20 protein-coding genes and 1 pseudogene are annotated in these 22,459 nt (G+C 36.5%); 5 read left to right on the top strand and 16 right to left on the bottom strand.

The window, feature by feature from the left end:
- Positions 1–190: 190 nt before the first annotated feature.
- Positions 191–1,519 carry a dihydroorotase gene (locus tag BBBE_RS02310; RefSeq protein WP_010701007.1) on the bottom strand — a complete coding sequence of 443 codons (1,329 nt, stop codon included), beginning with the start codon at positions 1,517–1,519 and terminating at the stop codon, positions 191–193.
- 65 nt (positions 1,520–1,584) lie between these two features.
- Here BBBE_RS02310 and ygfZ point away from each other — a divergent pair, with 65 nt between their 5' ends.
- Entirely contained in the window at positions 1,585–2,451 is an 867-nt protein-coding gene (gene ygfZ / locus BBBE_RS02305; protein WP_010701006.1) for a CAF17-like 4Fe-4S cluster assembly/insertion protein YgfZ, read from the top strand.
- The gene (locus BBBE_RS02300) at positions 2,451–3,065 is read left to right on the top strand and encodes a YfbR-like 5'-deoxynucleotidase (RefSeq protein WP_010701005.1); all 615 of its coding nucleotides are present in this window, start codon (positions 2,451–2,453) and stop codon (positions 3,063–3,065) included. The genes ygfZ and BBBE_RS02300 overlap by 1 nt, the downstream gene beginning before the upstream one ends.
- Positions 3,066–3,597: 532 nt before the next feature.
- On the opposite strand, the gene panB (BBBE_RS02295) is transcribed toward BBBE_RS02300, so the two are convergent.
- The 12 genes and pseudogenes from panB (BBBE_RS02295) to rpoZ all read right to left on the bottom strand — a co-directional run bounded on the left by panB (BBBE_RS02295) (position 3,598) and on the right by rpoZ (position 13,941).
- Positions 3,598–4,413: a 3-methyl-2-oxobutanoate hydroxymethyltransferase gene (panB, locus tag BBBE_RS02295; protein ID WP_010701004.1), complete on the bottom strand. Its 816-nt coding sequence runs from the start codon at positions 4,411–4,413 to the stop codon at positions 3,598–3,600.
- Positions 4,414–4,568: 155 nt separating this feature from the next.
- Positions 4,569–5,396: a 3-methyl-2-oxobutanoate hydroxymethyltransferase gene (gene panB / locus BBBE_RS02290; RefSeq protein ID WP_010701003.1), complete on the bottom strand. Its 828-nt coding sequence runs from the start codon at positions 5,394–5,396 to the stop codon at positions 4,569–4,571.
- Between the two features lie 12 nt (positions 5,397–5,408).
- The gene (panC, locus tag BBBE_RS02285; protein ID WP_010701002.1) at positions 5,409–6,254 is read right to left on the bottom strand and encodes a pantoate--beta-alanine ligase; all 846 of its coding nucleotides are present in this window, start codon (positions 6,252–6,254) and stop codon (positions 5,409–5,411) included.
- 26 nt (positions 6,255–6,280) lie between these two features.
- Positions 6,281–7,027 (bottom strand): DNA repair protein RecO, encoded by a 747-nt coding sequence (gene recO, locus BBBE_RS02280; protein ID WP_010701001.1) that lies wholly within the window; start codon positions 7,025–7,027, stop codon positions 6,281–6,283.
- A gap of 1 nt (position 7,028) precedes the next feature.
- Positions 7,029–7,934: a GTPase Era gene (gene era / locus BBBE_RS02275; protein WP_010701000.1), complete on the bottom strand. Its 906-nt coding sequence runs from the start codon at positions 7,932–7,934 to the stop codon at positions 7,029–7,031.
- Positions 7,927–8,634: a ribonuclease III gene (rnc, locus tag BBBE_RS02270; RefSeq protein ID WP_035464486.1), complete on the bottom strand. Its 708-nt coding sequence runs from the start codon at positions 8,632–8,634 to the stop codon at positions 7,927–7,929. The genes era and rnc overlap by 8 nt, the downstream gene beginning before the upstream one ends.
- Positions 8,615–9,426 (bottom strand): annotated as a pseudogene (gene lepB / locus BBBE_RS02265) (signal peptidase I). The gene rnc and the pseudogene lepB overlap by 20 nt, the downstream one beginning before the upstream one ends.
- Before the next feature lie 80 nt (positions 9,427–9,506).
- Positions 9,507–9,908 carry a holo-ACP synthase gene (gene acpS / locus BBBE_RS02260; protein WP_010700997.1) on the bottom strand — a complete coding sequence of 134 codons (402 nt, stop codon included), beginning with the start codon at positions 9,906–9,908 and terminating at the stop codon, positions 9,507–9,509.
- On the bottom strand, positions 9,905–10,495 hold the full coding sequence (locus BBBE_RS02255; RefSeq protein ID WP_010700996.1) for a DUF2062 domain-containing protein: 591 nt from the start codon (positions 10,493–10,495) through the stop codon (positions 9,905–9,907). Before BBBE_RS02255 ends, acpS begins: the two co-directional genes overlap by 4 nt.
- Positions 10,496–10,593: 98 nt before the next feature.
- Positions 10,594–11,172, bottom strand: coding sequence for an orotate phosphoribosyltransferase (gene pyrE, locus BBBE_RS02250; RefSeq protein WP_010700995.1), 579 nt, complete (start codon positions 11,170–11,172; stop codon positions 10,594–10,596).
- Positions 11,173–11,190: 18 nt separating this feature from the next.
- Positions 11,191–13,419, bottom strand: coding sequence for a RelA/SpoT family protein (locus BBBE_RS02245; RefSeq protein WP_010700994.1), 2,229 nt, complete (start codon positions 13,417–13,419; stop codon positions 11,191–11,193).
- Positions 13,420–13,542: 123 nt separating this feature from the next.
- Positions 13,543–13,941, bottom strand: coding sequence for a DNA-directed RNA polymerase subunit omega (gene rpoZ, locus BBBE_RS02240; protein WP_010700993.1), 399 nt, complete (start codon positions 13,939–13,941; stop codon positions 13,543–13,545).
- Between the two features lie 486 nt (positions 13,942–14,427).
- Between rpoZ and BBBE_RS02235 the strand changes: the two genes are divergently transcribed.
- Positions 14,428–15,096: a uracil-DNA glycosylase gene (locus tag BBBE_RS02235; protein ID WP_010700992.1), complete on the top strand. Its 669-nt coding sequence runs from the start codon at positions 14,428–14,430 to the stop codon at positions 15,094–15,096.
- A 43-nt stretch (positions 15,097–15,139) separates the two neighbouring features.
- On the opposite strand, the gene smpB is transcribed toward BBBE_RS02235, so the two are convergent.
- Positions 15,140–15,616 (bottom strand): SsrA-binding protein SmpB, encoded by a 477-nt coding sequence (smpB, locus tag BBBE_RS02230; RefSeq protein WP_010700991.1) that lies wholly within the window; start codon positions 15,614–15,616, stop codon positions 15,140–15,142.
- Positions 15,617–15,640: 24 nt separating this feature from the next.
- Complete coding sequence (gene dapA, locus BBBE_RS02225; protein ID WP_010700990.1) at positions 15,641–16,519, bottom strand: 4-hydroxy-tetrahydrodipicolinate synthase; 879 nt, start codon at positions 16,517–16,519, stop codon at positions 15,641–15,643.
- Positions 16,520–16,758: 239 nt separating this feature from the next.
- On the opposite strand from dapA, the gene BBBE_RS02220 reads away from it, so the two are divergent.
- Positions 16,759–18,858 carry a lytic transglycosylase domain-containing protein gene (locus BBBE_RS02220; protein WP_010700989.1) on the top strand — a complete coding sequence of 700 codons (2,100 nt, stop codon included), beginning with the start codon at positions 16,759–16,761 and terminating at the stop codon, positions 18,856–18,858.
- Between the two features lie 197 nt (positions 18,859–19,055).
- Here the strand turns inward: BBBE_RS02220 and BBBE_RS02215 are convergent, their stop codons facing one another.
- On the bottom strand, positions 19,056–19,814 hold the full coding sequence (locus tag BBBE_RS02215) for an energy transducer TonB family protein (RefSeq protein WP_010700988.1): 759 nt from the start codon (positions 19,812–19,814) through the stop codon (positions 19,056–19,058).
- Positions 19,815–20,056: 242 nt separating this feature from the next.
- Between BBBE_RS02215 and BBBE_RS02210 the strand changes: the two genes are divergently transcribed.
- Entirely contained in the window at positions 20,057–22,279 is a 2,223-nt protein-coding gene (locus BBBE_RS02210) for a TonB-dependent hemoglobin/transferrin/lactoferrin family receptor (RefSeq protein ID WP_010700987.1), read from the top strand.
- The last annotated feature ends 180 nt before the right edge of the window (positions 22,280–22,459 follow it).

Raw genomic sequence — 22,459 nt, 5'->3', positions numbered from 1 at the left:
AAATGGTATTAAATCAGAAATTCTTGTAACAACTGTTTTTGATATACCATGTTCATAATATCAACACCTTCATAAAACATAATCAGAAAAATGAACTCTAAGCTGTTTTTGTATATGCGTGACAAAATTACTATAAATACCCTTTTTACAATCAAACAATTATTCAACAATAGATCAAACTTTCAGTCTTTTATGCCAATGCTTCTATAAATTTAACAGGCTCACCTTGCGAAGGTGTAACAATTTCATCTTCCCACATAACTCGCATCCCACGAATAATTGTCCCAACTGGCCAACCTTTAACTTTTTTGCCATCATAGGGGGTCCACCCTGCACGTGAACCAATATGTGCATTGGTTATAATCTCTTCCCTCTTAAGGTCAATAATGGTTAAGTCAGCATCATACCCAACTGCAATGCGCCCTTTACAGCTTATACCAAAAACGCGACTAGGACCATGTGAAGTGAGATCAACAAAGCGTTCAAGAGATATCCTTCCCATATTCACATGAGTCAGCATAATTGCTGCTGTAGTTTGAACACCTGTCATGCCCGAAGGTGAAAGAGGATAAGACTTTTGCTTTTCTTCAAACGTATGAGGAGCGTGATCTGAACCTAAAACATCAATAATACCTTGCTGAACACCGTACCAAAGACCTTTACTATGGCGACTTTCACGAATGGGTGGATTCATCTGAATCAATGTGCCAAACCTTTGATAATCATCAGAAGTCAAGGTCAAATGATGTTGAGTTACCTCAACCGTTGCTAAATCCCTATGATTTTTCAGAAAATCAATTTCTTCCGCTGTAGAAAGATGCAATATATGGACACGCTTCCCCATTTCGCGTGCAATTTTAATTAAACGTTGTGTACATTTTAAAGCAGCAATTTCATCACGCCAAACTGGATGTGATGACACATCTCCCTTAACACAAAGCGTTTTACGTTCATTAAGCCGCTTCTCATCTTCACAATGAAAAGCTGTACGACGACGTGTATTCTTCAAAATTAGACGAACACCTTCATCATCATCTACCAAAAGATTACCTGTAGAAGACCCCATAAACACTTTAATTCCAGCAGCTCCAGGAAGTTTTTCTAACTCAGCCAATTCATGCGCATTTTCACGTGTTCCTCCAACCCAAAACGCAAAATCACAATGCATCCTATGAAATCCACGTTTAACTTTATCAGTCAACATTTCTTCTGTTATCGTCAGTGGATTTGTATTAGGCATTTCAAAAACTGTTGTAACCCCTCCTAAAACTGCAGAACGAGAGCCACTTTCTAGATCCTCCTTATGTATGTGCCCTGGCTCACGAAAATGAACTTGACTATCAATGATACCTGGTAAAATATGAAGCCCCGTACAGTCGATTACCTCATTAGCAGATGCACGTGTAAGATCACCAATTTCAGCAATACGGCCATTCGTGACACCAATATCACGCTTGCCATTTCCATCATGATTAACAAGTGTTGCACCTTTAAAAATTGTATCAAATGTTTTAAACACAGCCATACTCCTTACACAATCACTTCTTTACCGATTATGTAACTCTGAGCAGAAAGGCAAGGACCATGATCGAAAAACAAAATACTATTAGCCTAAAAAATCGTAAAATTATTAAAATTATAGGTGAAGAAGCAACACGCTTCCTACAAGCCTTGATTACAATAGATGTTGAAAAAATCAACTCTCAAGAACTCTTCCCTAGTGCTCTTTTATCACCACAAGGAAAAATTATCGCTGATTTTCTAATTGGTAAAATAGACCAAGGCTATATGATCGATATCTCAGCACCTTTAGCCGATAGTTTTCAAAAACGTCTTATCCTTTATAAATTACATGCAAAAGTAGAAATTACACAACCATTACAAGAAGTTATTAGCGTTTCTTGGAAAAATGAAATAAATACTTTTGATTTTGATTCAAGTTTTATTGATAAACGATTTCCACAAAAAGAAAAAATGGTACGTATCTATGAAAAAATACCTTTTTTTGCCCCAGAACATAATGATAATTGGAACCGAATGCGTATCCGTTATGCAATCGCAGAAAGTGGGCAAGACTATGAAATAGGTAAAGTCTTTCCTCATGATATCAATTATGATCAAATCAGTGGACTATCATTCAATAAGGGTTGTTACATAGGACAGGAAGTTGTTTCACGAATGTACCACCGCAAAGCGGCTCGTCGTCGTCTTTTGATAGTAAAAGGCCAACACAATTTAAAGCCAGGATCCACCATTGAAGCAGGCACTAAAATACTTGGTGAACTAGGAACATGTGTAGAAAATGAAGCCTTAGCTTTAATGCGTATTGATCATGTCAAAGATGTTATGAACAAACATATCCCGTTTACAATAGAAAACCTTCCTGTAACAATAAGTATTGCTGAAAATATGAACTTCAGCTTTCCTGAAAACACCGTGGAAACTAACTAATGGCTAAAGCTGAATTATCAAAAGATGGAACAGCACGTGCGTGGCAAAGAATGCTTTCTGGTCGTCGGCTTGATTTACTTAATCCTTCTCCTTTTGACGTCGAAATTGAAGATATTGCGCACGGCCTTTCTCGTGTAGCACGTTGGAATGGTCAAACACATGGCGAACATACCTATTCTGTCGCACAACATTCACTTCTAGTGGAACAAATATTTCAGATACTCTTCCCACAATCCCACAATGACGAATGTCTTTTAGCTCTTCTCCATGATGCATCAGAATATGTTATTGGTGACATGATTTCACCTTTTAAAGCTGTTATAGGAAAACAGTATCAGCTTGTTGAAAAACGTATACAAGATACCATCTGTATACGCTTTTCTTTACCTGTTAACCCACCTCAAAAGCTATTAAAAAAAATCAAAAAAGCTGATCGTATTGCTGCTTTTTATGAAGCTATCACTCTTGCTGGCTTTAATACAAAGGAAGCCCTTCGCTATTTTGGTTCTCCAAGCAATATTTCACCCGATAAGCTTAATTTGCAATCCTGTTCTACACAACAAATCGAAAAAGCCTTTTTAACCCGATTTCGTAATATAGACAGTCAAAGATGATATTCATATCTTTTTTGTTGTAACCAGAAGAAACCACAAAGCATTTTAGCTTATAGTTTTACCATTTTGACAAATATTAAATATCTCATGCAACTTTCTATATTTCAATAAACGCCATCTTACTTTTATTTTTACTGATATGTAAAAAGCATTCTGGATACATTGTATCATTGTTTACCATATTCATACCTTAACTTGAATATGACCTATAAATGAGAGAAAAATTAACCTTCCTTCTTAATCTATTTGTCCAATAAATATTTGCATTGCTCTATAATTTATGCCCTTTTTTATATGTGCCTGACTTCTACAAAAAAATGAATATTATTAATATCTTTATGCTTTTTTATAAATTCTCTCAGGCCATACCAAAAGATTTCATGACTTCATTTATCAATAAGATATAAAAACGTAATAGTCGTATGAAAAAATAATTCAACTCAGTGTAAGAAAAATGTATTTAAGAAAATTTTTTTATTTTAGACTTCAACAATTAACATATTTTTATAGGTTTTTCCTCCTAAACTTAACTTTATTTAAGCTTATAAATTTCTAAATCAGATGGAAAAACACGTGATCTAACATCATCTGCATAATTTCTAATCGCCGTATCCATTGCTTGTTCAAGAGCACCATAACGACGTACAAATTTAGGCACCCAAGCCCCATAGCCCAACATATCTTCCATTACTAAAATTTGCCCATCACACTGATTAGATGCACCAATACCAATAGTAGGAATAGAGAGCTTTTTTGTGATCTTCACTGCCAACGGTTCTACTACTCCTTCCAACACAACAGCAAAAGCACCTGCTTCTTCAACTGCTACTGCATCAGCTTCAATCTTTAACCGATTATTTTCAGTACGCCCTTGTACTTTAAAACTACCAAAACGATTTACCGCTTGTGGTGTAAGACCAACATGCCCCATAACTGGGATACCCCGCTGACATAAAAAATCAATTGTTTCCGCCATATAAATGCCACCTTCAAGCTTGACTGCACCACACCCTGTTTCTGCAATAATCCGTGAAGCATTTTCAAAAGCCTGCTGTGGACTTTTCTCATAAGAACCAAAAGGCATATCAACAACTACAAGCGCTCGCTCAGATCCACGCATAACTGCTTGGCCGTGTAAAATCATCATATCCACACTAACAGGCAATGTTGTATTAAAACCATGCACAACCATACCAACGCTATCACCAACCAAAAGAAAATCACAATATAGGTCAGCAACCCGTGCGCTATAAGCTTGATAGGCTGTTAGAGCAACAATTGGTTCTTGTCCCTTTTTCGACCGTATTTCAGAAGCAGAAACACGCTTTATAGCTTTATGTGAATTCATTTTTTAGTTTCCATATGCAAAACACATTAATCAATAAGTTTGACTTCACCAAAGTAAAAGTTAGCAATAAAGTTGCAAAATACACCCCAAAAAACTCTCTTTACATCCAACTTTAACACTAATACGTTTCTCATAGAGCTTTTTAAAAGTCCAATTTAATGCTTATAAACCTCTGTATCTGCTGGAAAAGCGCGTGATTTAACATCATTTGCATATTCTTTTACCGCTACATCCATCACTTCCTCAAAAGAAGCATACCGACGCACAAATTTAGGCATCCAACTACCATAACCTAACCAAGTATTATAACCTAACATATCCTCCATTACCAAAATCTGCCCATCACACTGATTGGACGCACCAACACCAATAACAGGAATAGAGAGCTTTTCTGTAAGCTTTATTGCTAATGGTTCTACTACAGCTTCCACCATAACAGCAAAAGCACCAGCTTCCTCAACTGCTAATGCATCAGCTTCAACTTGGAGCCAACTTTGCTCATCGCGCCCTTGCACCTTAAAACCTTCTAAACGAGCTGTATGTGGCATAAGACCAATATGACACATAACGGGAATACCGCGTTTGTACAAAAATCTAACTGTTTCGGCCATATGAACACCACCTTCAAGTTTAACTGCACCACACCCTGTTTCTGCAATAATTCGTGATGCATTCCTAAAAGCCTGTTGTGGACTTTCTTCATAAGAACCAAAAGGCATATCAACAACCACAAGCGCCCGCTCAGATCCACGCATAACCGCCTTTCTGTACAAAATCATCATATCTACATCAACAGGCAATGTTGTATCAAATCCATGCACAATCATAGCAACGCTGTCGCTCACTAAAAGAAAGTCGCAATATGGGTCAGCAATTCGCGCACTATAAGCTTGGTAAACCATTAAAGAAACAATAGGCTCTTGGCCCTTTTGGGATCGTATTTCAGAAGCAATTATACGATTTATGGTTTTATATGAAGTCATTTTTATATTTTCCTATTGTAAAATATATTGATCAATAAGTCTGACCTTACCAAAGCGAATGCATAATAATAAAACCGCAGGTTTATTCAGTTTTCCTTTAAACACGCATAAAGTTTCCATGTCTCTTAAATCTATCGATTCAATGATAGCACGTGGTTCTTGCTGCAAAACATCACGGGCAATTTTGCACAGTTTATTAACTGATCGTTCGCCTTGGTTATAAAACCTTATAACAGTCTTACCACTTTCAGGAATAATTTTTGCAGCTTTGCGATCTTCTAATGTTAAAAGCTGATTGCGTGAAGAGCTGGCTACACCATCTGCATCGCGTAAAATAGGTACACCAATAATTTCAACAGGAAAAGCTAAATCCTTAACCATACGACGAATAATAAGAAGCTGTTGAAAATCTTTTTCCCCAAAAAAAGCCTTATCTGGCTGCACAATATTAAAAAGCTTAGCAACAACACTGGTTACACCACAAAAATGTCCTGGACGTAGTTTTCCCATTAAAACATGTGATAATTTTTCTACTTTTACAACTGTTTCATTTCCCAGTGGCCACATTTCTTCCACAGAAGGTGCAAAAACATATTCAACACCCGCTTTTTCCAACAAAACACAATCGCCCATAAGGTCCGTTGGGTATGTATCAAAATCCTCATGAGGGCCAAATTGCTTCGGATTAACAAAAATAGAAACTAATACTCGATCACACATTACTTTCGCCCGCTGCACTAAGGCAAGATGACCACTATGCAATGCTCCCATAGTCGGGACAAAACCAATCGATAATCCTAAACGCTTCTCCTTTGCGATACATTGCCGTACTTCAGCAATTGTTTTTAAAATTTGCATATTTAAATTATACCTATTTTACAAAATCAGTAAATTGACTCTTTTATACAAAATCGTCGTTCAAATAATTTTATTAAATTAACGCGAACCGATGGTTGTTTTATCCTCCTTGGTTCCCAAACATGGCGTGTTAAAAAAAAATTTGTTAGAGAAAACCCATTTTTCATATCATTAAAATCAATAGGACGACTGGCTCTGTGTATAAGAAACTGCGGTAGAGGTAAAAGCTTATCTTTCCAAAGGTGCCCTACTTCCTCACATACAGCACGCCCTGATTTTGGTGATACATAATGAAGGCTTTCCTGACGGCCTGTTACAACACAACAAGATAAATCAAGACCAAAGCCAAGTTCTTTAAGAAGTCGCATTTCAAAACGTATAAGTAATTCAGCATTGATAAACCATTCATCAAAATTCTCCATAAAAATATGCAACATATCATATAAAATAGGATGAGGATCACGCTCAGGAAGAAGTCGTAAATGAAAAGCCATCAATTGCAAAGTATAAAGTGCTTCTGGTATAAGTATTAATCGTGAAGCATGTAAATCAAGTGCTTCAAGCTTAAATAACCCCAAATGCTCATCCAAACGTGCCCACCATTCAGCCTCAACAAAGTTTCCAGGTTGAAGAAGAGCTGCCATACTACGCGAACGCCCCCCTTTTACCATTCCCATATAACGACCATGCTGACGCGTCATAATTTCAAGAATAACACTTGTTTCACCATGTTGGCGTGTACCAAGGATGATAGCCTGCTCTTTCCATCTCATTTTATTTTAAAAAATCTAATCCCATTTGTTGGTAGCGCTCTGGATTAGTGCTCCAATTATCACGTACTTTCACAAAAAGAAAAAGATGAACCTTTTGTTCCATGATTTCCATTAATTCCTTACGCGCTGCTTGACCAATCGCTTTAATTGTATCCCCCCCTGCTCCCAAAACAATTTTTTTCTGACTATCACGCTCTACATAAATAACTTGATTAATTTTAACTGATCCATCTGAACGCTCTTCCCAATTTTCTGTTTCAACTGTTGAAGAATAAGGAATTTCTTCATGGAGACGAAGAAAAAGTTTTTCACGCGTAATTTCAGCAGCAAGTTGACGCATAGGCATATCCGAAACTTGATCCTCCGAATAATACCACGGCCCTTCTTGCATCATTGTACCTAGATAATGAAGCAAATCCTTACAACCTGAACCATTTAATGCTGAAATCATAAATGTTTGCAAAAACTTCATTCGTTCATTAATTTTAGCTGTTAACGCTAAAAGAGATGGTCTAGCAACTGTATCAATCTTATTCAGAACAAGAATTTTATCCTGTTTAACACTTTCTAAAATATTCAACATTGCATCAACTTCGTCTGAAAGACCATTTTGAACGTCAATTAAAATTAACAAGATATCAGCACCTCTAGCGCCACTCCAAGCAGCAGAAACCATAGCGTGCTCTAATCGCTTATGAGGACGAAAAACACCTGGGGTATCAATGAGAACAATTTGGGTATTCTCATAAATAACAATACCACGTACTAAAGTTCGTGTTGTTTGCACTTTATGGGTTACAATTGAAACTTTTGTTCCAACCAATTGATTAACTAATGTCGACTTACCAGCATTGGGCACCCCAATGAGCGCAACAAAACCACAGCGTGTTTTGATAACATCATTCATGATCACTTTTCTCTATTGATTTCCATACACCTTCACGTCGTAAAATTTTTTCAGCAGCTACTCTCTCAGCATGTCGTTTAGAACTGCCTTCTCCAATCTCAGGTGCAAAACCAAAAACTTTTACTTCCACCATAAAAATAGGATCATGATCTGGTCCATAGCGCTTTACAACTCGATATTGCGGCTGTACACCATCTTGTGTATGAGCCCACTCTTGTAATTCTGTTTTGGCATCACGCCGACCAGCATCCATCTTCCTTGCTCGATCTTGCCAATATTTTCGGATAAACGGTCTTACACTCTCTAGCCCCTCATCAAGGTACATTACAGCAATTAACGCTTCAATGACATCAGCGTACATATTAGCTACCCGGCGACCCTCTAAGTTTTTCATTTCAAAACCAACGTGAATCATGTCAGGCAAACTCATTTCCAGTGCAATATCAGCACATGTTTGCGTATTCACTAAACCATTTAAACGTACCGATAACTCACCTTCACTAGCTTGTGGAAAAAATTGATACAGCATTTCTGCAACCAAAAGCCCAAGAACGCGATCACCTAGAAATTCCAACCGCTCATAATTGCCTTCTTCTAGCCCTTGAACACTAGAATGTGTCAAAGCTCTTTTTAATCTATCTTCATTCTTAAAGCGATGCTCCGTAAGCTTTTCAAGCTGATCAATGATGTGACGCTTCATCATTGAACCCTACTTAGTCAGTGGAAAATAGTGAATAGTATTAATAAAAGAAAATAAACGGGCCCAACGTACATCAAACGGCCAACGCCATATTTGCCATGCACTTGAACCATTACTTATAGAGAAAAAGATTAAATTTGCTCGGCCAATAAGATTTTCCTCTGGAACATAGCCTACATCCAAACGGCTATCATCTGAATTATGACGGTTATCACCCATCATAAAATAATGCCCTGGAGGAACTTCAAAAACTTTTGTGTTATCAACTTGTGGAAAAACACCTAAATCAAGCGTATTGTAACTTACACCATTAGACATTGTCTCACGATAAACATCCACAGGGCGGTTAACTTCTGTTACATCAGGATCATCAATCTGCCCCATTAATTGACGCGAAACAGCTTTATCATTGATATAAAGAACGCCTTGACGAACCTGAACATAATCACCGGGTAATCCCACAACACGTTTAATATAATCAACATTTGGATTACTAGGCAAGCGAAATACTACAACATCCCCGCGTTCAGGTTGAGATGCCCAAATACGTCCTGAAAAAATAGGAGGAGAAAAAGGAATGGAAAAACGAGAATATCCATATGCATATTTGGAAACAAAAAGATAATCCCCCACAAGTAAAGTAGGACGCATAGAACCAGAAGGAATTGTAAAGGGTTGAAAAAAAAGTGTGCGAATAAGAACAGCTAAAAATAGAGCCTGAATGAGAACAGAAATCAACTCAAAGACTCCACCTTTCTCTTTCTTTTTTTGTACTTTTTCTTTTTGACTCATCATACACTGCCTTCTTGTTATAAATAAATTTGTTTTTCATCATAATGCTCAAATAACAAAAGCACAATCTCCTCCACTGTCTATCCACGTGGAAGTGTTTCTATAATAACAACTGCCTGTGCCCAAGGAAAATCATCTGTTATACTGAGATGAATGATAGCGTTATGCTCAGGAGGTAATAACTTCTGTAATTGCAGCTGCGCACCATTTGTTAATTGCATAGTCGGTTTTCCCGACGGTAAATTAACTACCTCCATGTCTTTCCAGCTAATACCACAGGCGATACCTGTCCCTAAAGCTTTAGCACACGCCTCTTTTGCAGCAAATCTTTTAGCATAAGAAAAAGAACTTTTTTGGACATTCTCAGATTTGGCCCGTTCAATATCTGTAAAAATGCGTTGGATAAAATAGTCACCATAACGAACCAACATTTTCTCAATTCGCCTTATATCAACTATATCACTGCCAAGACCTATAATCATAAAACATTACTTGAATTTTCTCGCCGCAAACGCATTCTTTGCATCATCTTCTGATACCTTTTTTGCTGAAAACGACCTATTGCCCTGTAAACACCTATATAAGATAAACCTCCAAAGATAAAACCTAAAAGAATGCCGCCCAAAATCATTGGCAGCATAATAGAAACCCATGTATTTTCAAAAATTATCCACACCTTCGAAAACGTCAAATCACCAAACATAGTGCGAATCTGGGAAAGAGAAATTTTATCCACATCTCCAAAAAGTGATAAAAACAGATAGCCTATTTTATAATTAAGCATAACAATAGGCAAAAATGTTAGCGGATTTGAAAAAACGGTCCCAATAATCGCTGCAGTAAAATTACCACGTAAAATCCAAGAAAAAAATAGTGCCAAAATAATATGCAATCCAAAAAAGGGTGAACAAGCTGAAAAAATGCCAATAGCTAGCCCCAACGCTACTTTATGTCGCGTTTCTGATATGCGCAAAATACGTTTACGCATATAACAAAATGAGCGACGCAACCAAAACCAAAGCCGAATACGCTCTCTAAAACCTACTGATTTTCGATGATGAAAAAGCATAAGATACTCATACATATACTCTTCATACAAAACAATCTTTGTTATTCAAATTAATTTCAATGAAGTTTTTGCACAAAACAAAGCATATTTAAAAATAGTTAAATATTGCGACTTCCTGGCTTAATTGCAGGAAGGGAAGCAAGCTCAGAAGGTATTGCATCAGCTGCATAAGATACTACTTCATATTCTGCAAGCGAAATCAATGGAACTCCAACATCAACTTTACCACCAGAGCGATCAAGAATACATGCACTTGCCACAACATTAGCTTTTTCCCTAATTAAAGCTTCAATTGTCTCACGAATAGAAAGACCAGTTGTTACAATATCTTCGATAATTACAACTCTTGCCCCTTTTTCAATTTCAAAACGACGCAACTGAAATATACCATTTTCACGTTCCACCCAAATAGAAGGTATACCAAGGTGACGCGCAGTTTCATAAGAAGGAATAAGGCCACCAATTGCAGGACCAACCACATAATCAATTTTTCCTTCAACACAATCCTTAATTTTTTGAGCTAAACTACAACATAATTTTTCGGTTAGATCAGCATGCATGAACACTTTCGCCTTCTGCATATAAATAGAACTATGGCGACCTGATGTTAAAATAAAATGCCCTTCTAAAATCGCATCTGCCTGTTTAAAAATATCAATTACATCTTGTGTATTCATTGTAAAATCTCATATCTTTTATCCGTGCACCCGACTCACCGCACTAACTGAGCCTGTTTCTTTTAACTGAGAAAGAATACGATTCAAGTGCTTTAGATCCCAAACTTCCAAATCAAGCACAATTTCCGTGAAATCTGAAGCCATACGGACTAAAGATAAATTTTGAATATTAGCATCATTTGCAAAAATAACCTGAGTTACTTTAGCCAAAGAGCCAGGACTATTAATAGCCCAAATATTTATCCGAGCAGGAAAACGTTCGCTTATTTCGGTATCGACATCCCAGCGTACATCAATCCACCGTTCTGGCTGATCATCATAAGCCATCAAAGCTGAAGACTGTATTGGATAAATAACAATACCTGCACCCGGTTGCATAATACCAACAATTCGATCCCCTGGTACAGCTCCTTCAGGAGAAAATCGTACTGGAATATCTCCACTAATTCCTCGAATAGGTAATGCTCTGTATTGATCTTTCTTTTCTAAAATTTCCTCCTTTTCATTTTCAGTCACTTTAAAAGTCATACTTTGAGAATTTTCAATATTAAACCGCCCCTTTTCTTCAGACTTAAAAAACGATCTATGCACTACATTGTGATCTTGATAATCTGGATGAATTGCTTTAACCACATCAACATAAGACAATTCACCGCACCCAACAGCTGTTAATACATCTTCCACATCTTTGCGTGCCAAACGTGGCAGAACTTGCTTAAGTGTATCCTTTGAAAATTGTTCTCCTGCGCATTCAAACGAACGCTCAAGGATACGATAACCTAAACCTGAATATTGCTTACGCATTGCTGCACGTGTTGCCCGACGAATTGCGGAACGTGCTTTTCCCGTTACAACAAAAGATTCCCACGCTATCGGTGGAACTTGAGCCTGTGAACGTATAATATCAACTTCATCACCGTTTTTCAATTTGGTCATTAAAGGCATAATACGACCATTAATTTTTACCCCCACACAAGAATTACCAATATCGGTATGAACTGCATAAGCAAAATCAATAGGTGTAGCGCCTTTTGGAAACGCAATTAACCGCCCTTTTGGTGTAAAGCAGAAAACCTGATCTTGAAAAAGCTCAAGCTTTGTGTGTTCTAAAAATTCTTCCGGATTATCCCCATCTGATAAAGATTGAACTGTTTGACGCAACCACGCATAAGCATTGGTTTCTTTCGACAACTTCGAAACTGAATAATTAGAACCATAATCTTTATAAATGGAATGCGCTGCAACACCATATTCAGCAATTGTATTCATCGCATTGGTTCTAATTTGCAATTCAACACGTTGCCTTGAAGGTCCTACAATTGTTGTATGAATTGAACGATACTCATTTTGTTTAGGTATAGAAATATAATCTTTAAAACGACCGGGTACCATTGGCCACGTAGTATGGATAATACCAAGGGCACGGTAACAATCATCTACTGTTTCAACAATCACACGAAATCCAAAAATATCAGATAATTGCTCAAAAGATAATGCCTTGCTTTCCATTTTACGAAAAATTGAATAAGATTTTTTCCGACGGCTTTTAACATCAACTTTAATACCATGCTGAGAAAAAAGTCTCGTCAATTCGTTTTCGATTGTGGAAAGTAAATCTCGATTACACTTCGATAATTCAGAAATTCTGTCAGTAATAATACGGTAACCTTCTGGATTTAAATAAAAAAAAGAAAGATCTTCTAACTCTTCGCGCATATCTTGCATACCCATACGGCCAGCAAGCGGTGCATAAATGTCCATCGTCTCCTCAGCAATCCACCGACGTTTATCATCACGCATAACACCAAGAGTACGCATGTTATGAAGACGATCTGCAAGTTTGACTAAAAGAATACGGACATCATCAGAAATAGCAATAAGAAGCTTACGAAGATTTTCTGCCTGCACTGCCTTTTTTGAGACAAAATCAAGCTTATTGAGCTTTGTCAGCCCTTCAACTAACTTACCAATTTCAGATCCAAAAAGTTGATCAATTTCTGCTCGTGTAGCGCTTGTATCTTCAATCGTATCATGCAAAAGAGCAACAGCAATTGTTGCTTCATCCACGCGCATATCCGTTAAAATAGCAGCAACTTCCAAAGGATGAGAAAAATAAAGATCACCCGAAGCACGCTTTTGGTGCCCATGCTTTTCCATTGCATAAATGTAAGCTTTATTTAATAAAGCCTCATTTACGTCAGGCTTGTAACGTCGCACCCGCTCAATAAGCTCATGCTGACGCAGCATATAGGTACATCCTCAGAAATTTCATAATTTGAACATTATTGAATATTCTATCAGTAAAAGGTCTAAAATAAAATAGGCACTTCTAAACAAAGTATAGCAATACTCATTCAATAAACTACAAAATTAATAATCGTCGTTTTTTTCGGGCACAACTAAACCCTCAATACCTGCTAAAAGACCCTCTTCCGATATACAATCAAATGAACATTTTGACTCTTCCTGTACAGTACTAAAAGCACTTTCAGACTCACTTGAGTGAGAAATAAATTCATTAACTGTTTCTGGCTCATCCACTTCAACATGCTTTTGCAATGAATGAATAAGATCTTCTTTTAAATCAGCAGGCGATAAAGTCTCATCTGCTATTTCACGTAGAGCTACAACTGGATTTTTATCATTATCACGATCAACTGTAATCTGTGCACCTTGTGAAATCTGGCGCGCTCGATGCCCGGCTAAAAGCACCAATTCAAAACGATTATCAACTTTATCAACACAATCTTCGACCGTTACGCGGGCCATTTATGCCCCTTTCTAAAAGTTCAAATCCAATACTAATTCTAGAGTATATACAATAATCAAAACAAAAAACAAGAAAAACAATATAAGTTTTAGCATTTTTTTGTAGAAACTGCTTGATAATGTAATTGATAAAAACAACACAATCAATTAAGATTAAGCGACTAATAGTACTCCTAAAATAAATTGAACGATATTGGTCAAACGCAAAAATAACCCTCTCCATTAACAAAAATGAAGCTCTTTCAGATTCCACAACTGTGAAATTATATATAATTATTCAAATTTCTTAAAAATCTTCTGAATTACAATACTGTAATGTATTACTTATAGTCGTATGAATCTAAAATAAAAGCTTTGAATTTATTTAACATCGTGCCAATCAACACTTTAGTGATCAAACAAATCATTAAGTTATTTACAAAAATAATATCTGCCGTATACCCCAAATAACTCAAAAATTTTTTAAAGATGATTAATGCCACGATCATGAATAGTCAATTAACAACATTTTGCCCAGAACCACCGAAAAATTGCGACTTATGCCCCCGTTTACACAACTTTATCTCTGGCTGGCGTATAAAAGAACCTCATTGGCACAATGCACCTGTGAGCCCATTCTTTCCCTATAAAGGCGCTGCAACAACACGTCTTCTTATTGTTGGACTTGCCCCTGGATTACGTGGAGCAAATCGAACTGGACGCCCTTTCACTGGTGATTATGCAGGTCTACTGCTTTACTCTACTTTAAAAAAATTCGGTTTTGCTCAGGGAACTTTTGAAGAAAGACCTGATGATAATCTTGAATTGATTGATGCAGCAATTGTTAACTCTGTTCGTTGTGTACCCCCAGAAAATAAACCTACCAACACAGAAATTAAAACTTGCCGATATTTTTTTGCACCTCTTTTAACAAATCTTCCTCAACTCAAAGCCGTTATTACCCTTGGCACCATTGCTCATCATTCAACTGTACGCGCTTTAAATGCAAAAGTCCTAGAACACCCTTTCGGTCACGGAGCAATAAACGATATTGGTAGATTACGCATCTTCTCAAGCTATCACTGTTCCCGCTATAATACCAATACTAACCGTTTGACAGATACTATGTTTCATCAAATCTTTCAAACGGCAAAAGCATATTTAGATCAATGCTGAAATTCCCTTAATACTTAAAAAAAAGATATATAAACCAATCGAATTATCTGTAGTTTTTCAACAATCTGGCCTTTTCACGCCCCCAATCACGTTTTTTTTCTGTTTCACGCTTATCATGAAGCTTTTTACCACGCGCCATAGCAATCTCTAATTTAACACATCCTTTTTCATTAAAATAAAGTTGAAGCGGAACAATGGTCATCCCTTCACGAGAAACTGCATTAAAAAAACGTGCCATTTCACGCTTTGAAAGCAATAATTTACGTAAACGACGTGGTTCATGATTAAAACGATTAGCTTGCGTATATTCAGGAATGTAGGCATTGACTAACCATAATTCTCCATTTTCAAAGCTAGCATAACTTTCAGAAATATTAGCATTATTGGAACGCAAAGATTTAACTTCAGTTCCATGAAGAACAAGCCCAACTTCAAGATTGTCTAAAATTTCAAAATTAAAACGAGCTTTACGATTATAAGCAATTACTGTACGCACTAGTGCATTTTTTTTTCTGTTCATGGCTATTTCAATACCATCTTATTCTTAAATGAGGCCAGCATATTGCAGAGCAGCATCTATAATCCTTTTTGTAGTATCTTCTAAGGGAACAATCGGTAAACGAACAGTATCACGACAAAGCCCTAATTTTGCAGCAGCATATTTAATACCTGCTGGATTTGGTTCAATAAACACTCCATAATTTAGAGGCATTAAACGATTATTTAATTCTAACGCCATCTTATAATCACCACGACGACAAGCAGCTTGAAGCTGTGCACAAAGCTTTGGAGCAACATTGGATGAAACTGAAATACATCCCATACCGCCATGTGCATTAAAACCTAATGCTGTACTATCATCACCAGAAAGCTGCACAAAATCCTTGCCACACTCTTTGCGTTGTTTACTTACCCGTTCAATGTTTCCTGTCGCATCCTTGACACCAATAATATTGTTAAAATCCTGATATAGATTTTTCATAGTTTCCACAGTCATATCAACAACAGAACGCCCAGGAATATTATAAATTACAATCGGAATAGAAACAGTTTTCGCAATAGCAGCAAAATGAGCATATAATCCCCTTTGATTAGGTTTATTATAATAAGGGGTTACAACCAAAACTGCATCCGCACCTGCTTTTTCTGCATGTTGTGCAAGTTCCACAGCCTCATCTGTACTATTTGACCCTGCACCCGCAACGACAGGAATACGCTTAGCAACCTGCTCAACACATAACTCTACAACTCGCTTATGTTCCTCATGGCTTAAAGTCGGTGACTCACCCGTTGTTCCAACAGGGATTACACCATTAATACCCTGTATAACCTGCCACTCGACAAAATTGCAAAACGCTTTTTCATCAACAGCACCATTTTCATCAAATGGTGTGATAAGTGCAGTCAGCGCTCCCTCGAGCATGATAAACTCCTCGTAATTCAAGTTTCATTAAAAAACAGTTGTCTTTTACTACCTATTATAGAGCATAATCTTGCTATATAATTGAAACAAGAAGAACTCCATAAATGCTTTCACAACTTTAATATATTATTCAATTTCGAGCATTTTTAAAAATATTATAATCCGTTAACGCGTTTTTCATGCTTCTATTTTAAAGTTTATAAAATGCTTAAAAAAAGCAAAATCTGAAGATTTTTTCGATGCGTATATTCTTTGCCCATTCTTTTATACCAATTTTTACTACATTAATATTGGCAATTTTGTGCTTAAATGCATTTGCTCAAACAGTTTTACTACCGGAAAAATTACCAATCCCTTTGGCTCGACCTTACCCATTTACAATAACAGAAAAACCTAAAAAACCACTTAAATCGATTAACAATACAATTAACAACAGTCTTACAATTAACAATATCATTTCAGTCAACCAACTTAAATTAGGGTTAGATGCCCTTTCAAACAAAAATATTGCAAAAACGATAGCTCTTCGTAATGCAATGGCGAAAAATAGTCTTGACCGCCATATTTTAACATGGGCAATTAGTACATCAAATTATGCTGACATACCCAGTTTTGAACTATTTAATGCAATTAATGAATTAAAAGGGTGGCCTGGCATGGCCATTATAAAACGTAATGCTGAACGTGCTTTTATCAATGAAACTCATTCCCCACAAATAATCATTCAAAAATTTGCTCACACCTCCCCCCTTACAGTACAAGGTATGGCTGCACTTGCTAGAGCACTTATAGCAACTGGGAAAACTACCCGTGCACGACAAATAGTTGCACCATGGTGGTATAAAGCACAACTTAACGCAAAAGAAGAAGAGCTTATCCTTAAAAACGCAGATTCTGCATTAAAACCTATTGACCATCTGAAACGCATGCAGATTATGCTTTATGAAAATCGTATTGATTCAGCTAGACGCATCGCAACGTTGGCTCGTGCCCAATCTCTTTTTAATGCCTTTGCTGCAGTTGCAAACAATGACCCTAAAGCTGCACAAAAATTACAAAATGTTGATAGATCTTGGAAACAAGATCCTCTTTTACAATTCGCTCATATTCGCTATCTTAGACGAACTGGACAATATAGTGCTGCAGCAACACTTATGATGAAAGCACCCCAAGATGCAGCAAGTCTTATCAACCCTGATACATGGTGGATAGAACGACGCACTATTTCCCGCGAAATGCTTGACTTAAACAAACCTAAAATTGCTTATCAACTTGTTGCAACTCATACCGGTTTAACTCCTTCATTAGCAGCTGACGCTGAATTCCATGCAGGATGGTATGCACTAAGATTTCTTCATGATCCTAAATTGGCAATGCTCCACTTCACACGTATTCCTCAGTTATCTCATCACCATTTTTCAAAATCTCGCGGTTATTATTGGATGGGACGAACGGCAGAAATCTTAGGTGATCATGAAAATGCTCAGCATTATTTTCATCGTGCTGCCCGTTTTAATATAACTTATTACGGTCAATTAGCAGCTTCACGACTCAATCAAAAAAAACTCAACATTTCTTTTCCTAAACCAACAACCGCTGAACGGCAACGTTTTAGCACTCGACAAGCTGTGAAAGCTATTCAACGACTTGAGGCTGCTGGGTACGCTGATCTTGCTAACATTTTTTATAGACAACTCAGTAAAGAAATAGAAAGCCCTGGGGAATTAGCTCTTCTGGCTGTTATGGCAGAAAAAAATGGCGATTATCATACCAGTCTTAAAATAGGTAAAACTGCTGTTGTTCAAGGTAAAAATGTCGGTGCACTATCCCATCCTATCGGTGCCATTCCGCCATCTGCTAATATTTCTGCAACAGAAAAAGCTCTCGTCTATGCTATTGCACGCCAAGAAAGCGAATTTAATCCAATAGCTACCTCAAAAGCAGGAGCCCAAGGTATGCTCCAATTATTACCAACAACAGCAAAAGAACTTGCAGATAAATATTCGATTGCGTGGTCATCGCAAAAATTTAGTAGCGACGCTAGTTATAATATTACGTTAGGCGCTCATTTTCTAGGTGAACAATTGGAACGTTTTAACGGATCTTATATATTAACGTTTATTGGTTATAATGCAGGACCTCGTCGTGCAAATGAATGGATAGCACGTTACGGCGATCCTAGAGGACAATCTCTTGATAAAGTTGTCGATTGGATTGAACGGATTCCTTATCCAGAAACACGTAACTATGTAATGCGCGTTATGGAGAATTATGTAGTTTACAAAACCCGTTTCAATGGAGAAACAGATATTAGAACGCACCTTGTTACTGGACATTAAAAATTATAAATTTAATTCATTTAAATTTTTCTGATTGCTAGTTATTCATAAATTACAGTGCCATCATAATTCAAAATATACACTATAAAAACTGATTTAGAAGTCTAATACAACAAGATTTATGAAATACCACCAAACTTAATCTAATCTTTTTTGTAAAAAGATATATTCTGTTCACAGATAAAGCTGTACAAAAATCAGTTAAATATTAAAGATATTCTAATAATTTTATTTTCTTTTGAAGATGGGGGAGGAGGAAGAGTACCAACACGCTGAAGTGCTGCCATAGCCAATCGATCAAGTTCCTGATTATTAGAAGAAAGTGCAATACGTTTGGAAAAAATATTCCCCTGTTTATGCACTTTAAATTCTAATTGTACTACTCCTTTGGCGTGAGTAGTACGTTGTCTCATAATATAATTTTTTTGCCTTTCTAATTGCGCTTGCACCTTTACCAACCACTGCATAGATAAAGCATCATCAAGCTCGGTATAATTACCCTTACTAACAGCAACCGAATGTACTGATTTTGCATCACTCCGCTTTGCGGCAGATTTTGACACTGATAACGCTTTTTTGACAAGAGCTTTACGTTCTATTTTAGAAGTTTGAGATTTTTTCAAAGTTTGTTGTATTATAAAATCGTTTTTTTCTATAATAGGTTGAGTCTCTTGTGAAGACTGAATCTCTTCTGATTGAATCTCATTAAGCGCTGATTCTGATATCTTTTGTTCTTGCTCTGAAAAACTAGACTGCAACACTTCTAAATCCGTATTAATATTAGGGCGTGTGATTTCTTGTGCAAAAGTCAGCATAATCGTTGATGGAAGTACACTATTGTTCACATCAACATTGCGAAAATAAAATTGTATTCCCAACGCAGTATGTAAAGAAAGAGCGCTTATAAATGCCCCTATCCAAAGGATTGATAACCGCCTAGTATTTGTAAAATTCATAACCTCCATCCACCAATATTCTATATTAAATTAGTACTTAATTGTATTAAAACTGATCATTTTCAAATTACAACTTTTTTCTTGACGCTTTTTATCATGTTTAATATATTAACTTTATTTCATATTGGGATCATTATTACTTGGTTAACTAATCTTTGTGGTTGGAGACAGGGTTTTGTGGTGTGAAATATTTTAAGTTGCGGGGCATTAAAGAGAAATTTAAAAAATTTTAACGGTGTCTTATGCAAACAAAACCAAAAAGTGTTTATAAAAGTTGTATAGCTTTAAGCGCATTATCAATTTGGATTCCCTCTTTCGTTTTTGCACAAAACAGTAATATTATTCTTTCACAAAACAGCTATCCAAATGCTATAATTGGGCTCAAACCAATTGTGATTGAAAAAGGAAAAACTGCAAATCCTCTGGATACAATAACAATTTTAACCGACCGTGAAACTGCTCGAGATATTGAACAAAAACAAATAAATGATGTTCATGATATTGGACGTCTTAATCCGTCTATAGCCTATAATTCAAATAATGATAGTTTTGTGATTCGCGGTTTAGATGCTGATCGTGTTCTTGTAACAATAGATGGCATTCCCCTTCCATGGCTTAACGATGGAGTCCGTGGTATTAAGGGGGGGAGTTCAATGTTTGACTTTAATGCCCTCTCTACACTTGATATCATTCGAGGATCAGATTCTAGTCGTTATGGCTCTGGAGCATTAAGTGGAATCGTCGCCTTGCGCACTCTTGATCCTGAAGATCTTCTCACAGAAGAGAAAAATTGGGGCAGTCTTACAAAGGGCAGTTATAATTCTGCTGATGATAGCTGGCATATAGATGAAGCTTTTGCGGTACGAGCTTATCAAACCTTTCTACTTTTCCAAGGATCTCGTGCAGGAGGTCATGAACGTAAAAATATGGGAACTGTAGATGTTTACGGAAGTGAGCGTACGCGTGCCAATCCTGCTGATTTTGATCAAAATAATCTGCTCTTTAAAATTCATCAATATTTTAACAGCAATCATAAAGTTGGTTTTACGGCAGAGCGTTTTCACTATAATAAAGACACTCATTTATTGAATGCTTCCTCCACAACATATTCTCCAAGTTCAGTCTATAACAAGAATAATAAATATCGTGAGCGTTTTTCACTTTCTTACGATTATAGTGGTAACAGAGATGCTATTTTTGATGCATTTCAGGGGCAACTTTATTGGCAGAAATTGTCAAATAACCAAGTTTTAAAAGGTCATCGTATTAAACAACCACAAGGGGACTATGTAAGAGACAACCTTATACGTAATATTAATTATGGCTTTAATGCCAATAGTCTCAAGAAATTTGATATAGGTGCCATCAATCATGCACTGAAATTTTCTACTGATATTTTTGCATCCAAGCTTCATCAATATGCGTCTGGTCAAGATAATTGTCATTTGAGAGAAAACGCTCGTGGATGTGCTTTTTTGCACACCAATCAATCTGATACACCAGATACTCATAGCCATGGTTTTAGTTTAGCTTTTGAAGATGAAATTGGTTTTTCTAATAACCATGTTCGCATTATACCTGGAATTCGCTATGACTGGTATAAACACGTCCCACAAAAAACGCCTTCTTATAAAAAAATAGCCGTTTCTAAAGAACAGCCTAAAACAAATGGTGGCTCACATTTTTCTCCCAAATTGCGTATAGAGTGGGATGCTAATGATCAAGTGACGTTCTATAGTCAATGGGCGCAAGCTTTCCGTGCACCAAGTGTTTCAGAACTCTACCTCACCTATATTAATCCTACTTTCTATTATATGACTGGCAATCCCAATCTTAAACCAGAAATCAGTAATGGATATGACATTGGTATAAAATATGGAAATGTAAATTTTGATGGTTCTATTAGTGTCTTTACCAATCAATATAAAAACTTTATTGATATTATAGATAAAGGACCATCACAGGAATTTATGTTAGCGCGCAGACATTATATAAATCGCGCTCATGTCCGCATTTCTGGTGTTGAAGCAAAGACATATTTAGCTCTTAATGAAAATTTCCATAGCAATTTTTCCTTTGCATATGCACAAGGAAAAGATCTTGATAAAAATGAATATCTTAACTCAATCCCAGCTTTAAAAGCTATTATAGGGGTTGGATATGCACAAGAGGCCTGGGGAGCTGATATTATGCTCACTTTAGCCGCTAAACGTGATAAAGTAGAAAAGAACTCTGATTATGCAAAAACTCCAAGCTATAGTTTAGTTGATGTGTTAGGCTGGTGGGAGCCTTTTGGTGAAAAAGGTCCTATTATAAGGGTTGGTATTTATAATCTTTTCAATAAAAAATATTGGAATGCAGTTGATCTTCCTTCTGCTTCACCTAGGGGTATGGCACCACCACCTAGAGATTATTTCAGTCAGCCAGGTCGTAACTTTAAAGTATCGCTTGTGCAAAAATTTTAATCACTTTTGTTAGTAATTTTAAAAATTATATTAATAAAAGGAGAGGTATTGTATTTTAGTTTTTAATTTGCCTGTTTTTTGATTGTTCTACTATCCATAATAAAGATTTGTTTGATGATAAGCTGAACTATAGTTGTGCAATAGTTCAGCTTATCGTTTTAAGATTATAAAAATATGGAA

It is taken from the genome of Bartonella bovis 91-4 (assembly GCF_000384965.1).
Classification (GTDB): domain Bacteria; phylum Pseudomonadota; class Alphaproteobacteria; order Rhizobiales; family Rhizobiaceae; genus Bartonella; species Bartonella bovis.
The sequence above is the reverse complement of the archived record's forward strand: the minus strand, read 5'-3'. Positions and strand labels throughout refer to the sequence as shown.

What these genes read in the sequence shown, in the direction of transcription:
- ygfZ (WP_010701006.1), top strand. Translation starts at nt 1,585, where the DNA reads ATGATCGAAAAACAAAATACTATTAGCCTAAAAAATCGTAAAATTATT.
- BBBE_RS02300 (WP_010701005.1), top strand. Translation starts at nt 2,451, where the DNA reads ATGGCTAAAGCTGAATTATCAAAAGATGGAACAGCACGTGCGTGGCAA.
- panB (WP_010701004.1), bottom strand. Translation starts at nt 4,413, where the DNA reads ATGAATTCACATAAAGCTATAAAGCGTGTTTCTGCTTCTGAAATACGG.
- panB (WP_010701003.1), bottom strand. Translation starts at nt 5,396, where the DNA reads ATGACTTCATATAAAACCATAAATCGTATAATTGCTTCTGAAATACGA.
- panC (WP_010701002.1), bottom strand. Translation starts at nt 6,254, where the DNA reads ATGCAAATTTTAAAAACAATTGCTGAAGTACGGCAATGTATCGCAAAG.
- recO (WP_010701001.1), bottom strand. Translation starts at nt 7,027, where the DNA reads ATGAGATGGAAAGAGCAGGCTATCATCCTTGGTACACGCCAACATGGT.
- era (WP_010701000.1), bottom strand. Translation starts at nt 7,934, where the DNA reads ATGAATGATGTTATCAAAACACGCTGTGGTTTTGTTGCGCTCATTGGG.
- rnc (WP_035464486.1), bottom strand. Translation starts at nt 8,634, where the DNA reads ATGAAGCGTCACATCATTGATCAGCTTGAAAAGCTTACGGAGCATCGC.
- acpS (WP_010700997.1), bottom strand. Translation starts at nt 9,908, where the DNA reads ATGATTATAGGTCTTGGCAGTGATATAGTTGATATAAGGCGAATTGAG.
- BBBE_RS02255 (WP_010700996.1), bottom strand. Translation starts at nt 10,495, where the DNA reads ATGCTTTTTCATCATCGAAAATCAGTAGGTTTTAGAGAGCGTATTCGG.
- pyrE (WP_010700995.1), bottom strand. Translation starts at nt 11,172, where the DNA reads ATGAATACACAAGATGTAATTGATATTTTTAAACAGGCAGATGCGATT.
- BBBE_RS02245 (WP_010700994.1), bottom strand. Translation starts at nt 13,419, where the DNA reads ATGCTGCGTCAGCATGAGCTTATTGAGCGGGTGCGACGTTACAAGCCT.
- rpoZ (WP_010700993.1), bottom strand. Translation starts at nt 13,941, where the DNA reads ATGGCCCGCGTAACGGTCGAAGATTGTGTTGATAAAGTTGATAATCGT.
- BBBE_RS02235 (WP_010700992.1), top strand. Translation starts at nt 14,428, where the DNA reads ATGAATAGTCAATTAACAACATTTTGCCCAGAACCACCGAAAAATTGC.
- smpB (WP_010700991.1), bottom strand. Translation starts at nt 15,616, where the DNA reads ATGAACAGAAAAAAAAATGCACTAGTGCGTACAGTAATTGCTTATAAT.
- dapA (WP_010700990.1), bottom strand. Translation starts at nt 16,519, where the DNA reads ATGCTCGAGGGAGCGCTGACTGCACTTATCACACCATTTGATGAAAAT.
- BBBE_RS02220 (WP_010700989.1), top strand. Translation starts at nt 16,759, where the DNA reads ATGCGTATATTCTTTGCCCATTCTTTTATACCAATTTTTACTACATTA.
- BBBE_RS02215 (WP_010700988.1), bottom strand. Translation starts at nt 19,814, where the DNA reads ATGAATTTTACAAATACTAGGCGGTTATCAATCCTTTGGATAGGGGCA.
- BBBE_RS02210 (WP_010700987.1), top strand. Translation starts at nt 20,057, where the DNA reads ATGCAAACAAAACCAAAAAGTGTTTATAAAAGTTGTATAGCTTTAAGC.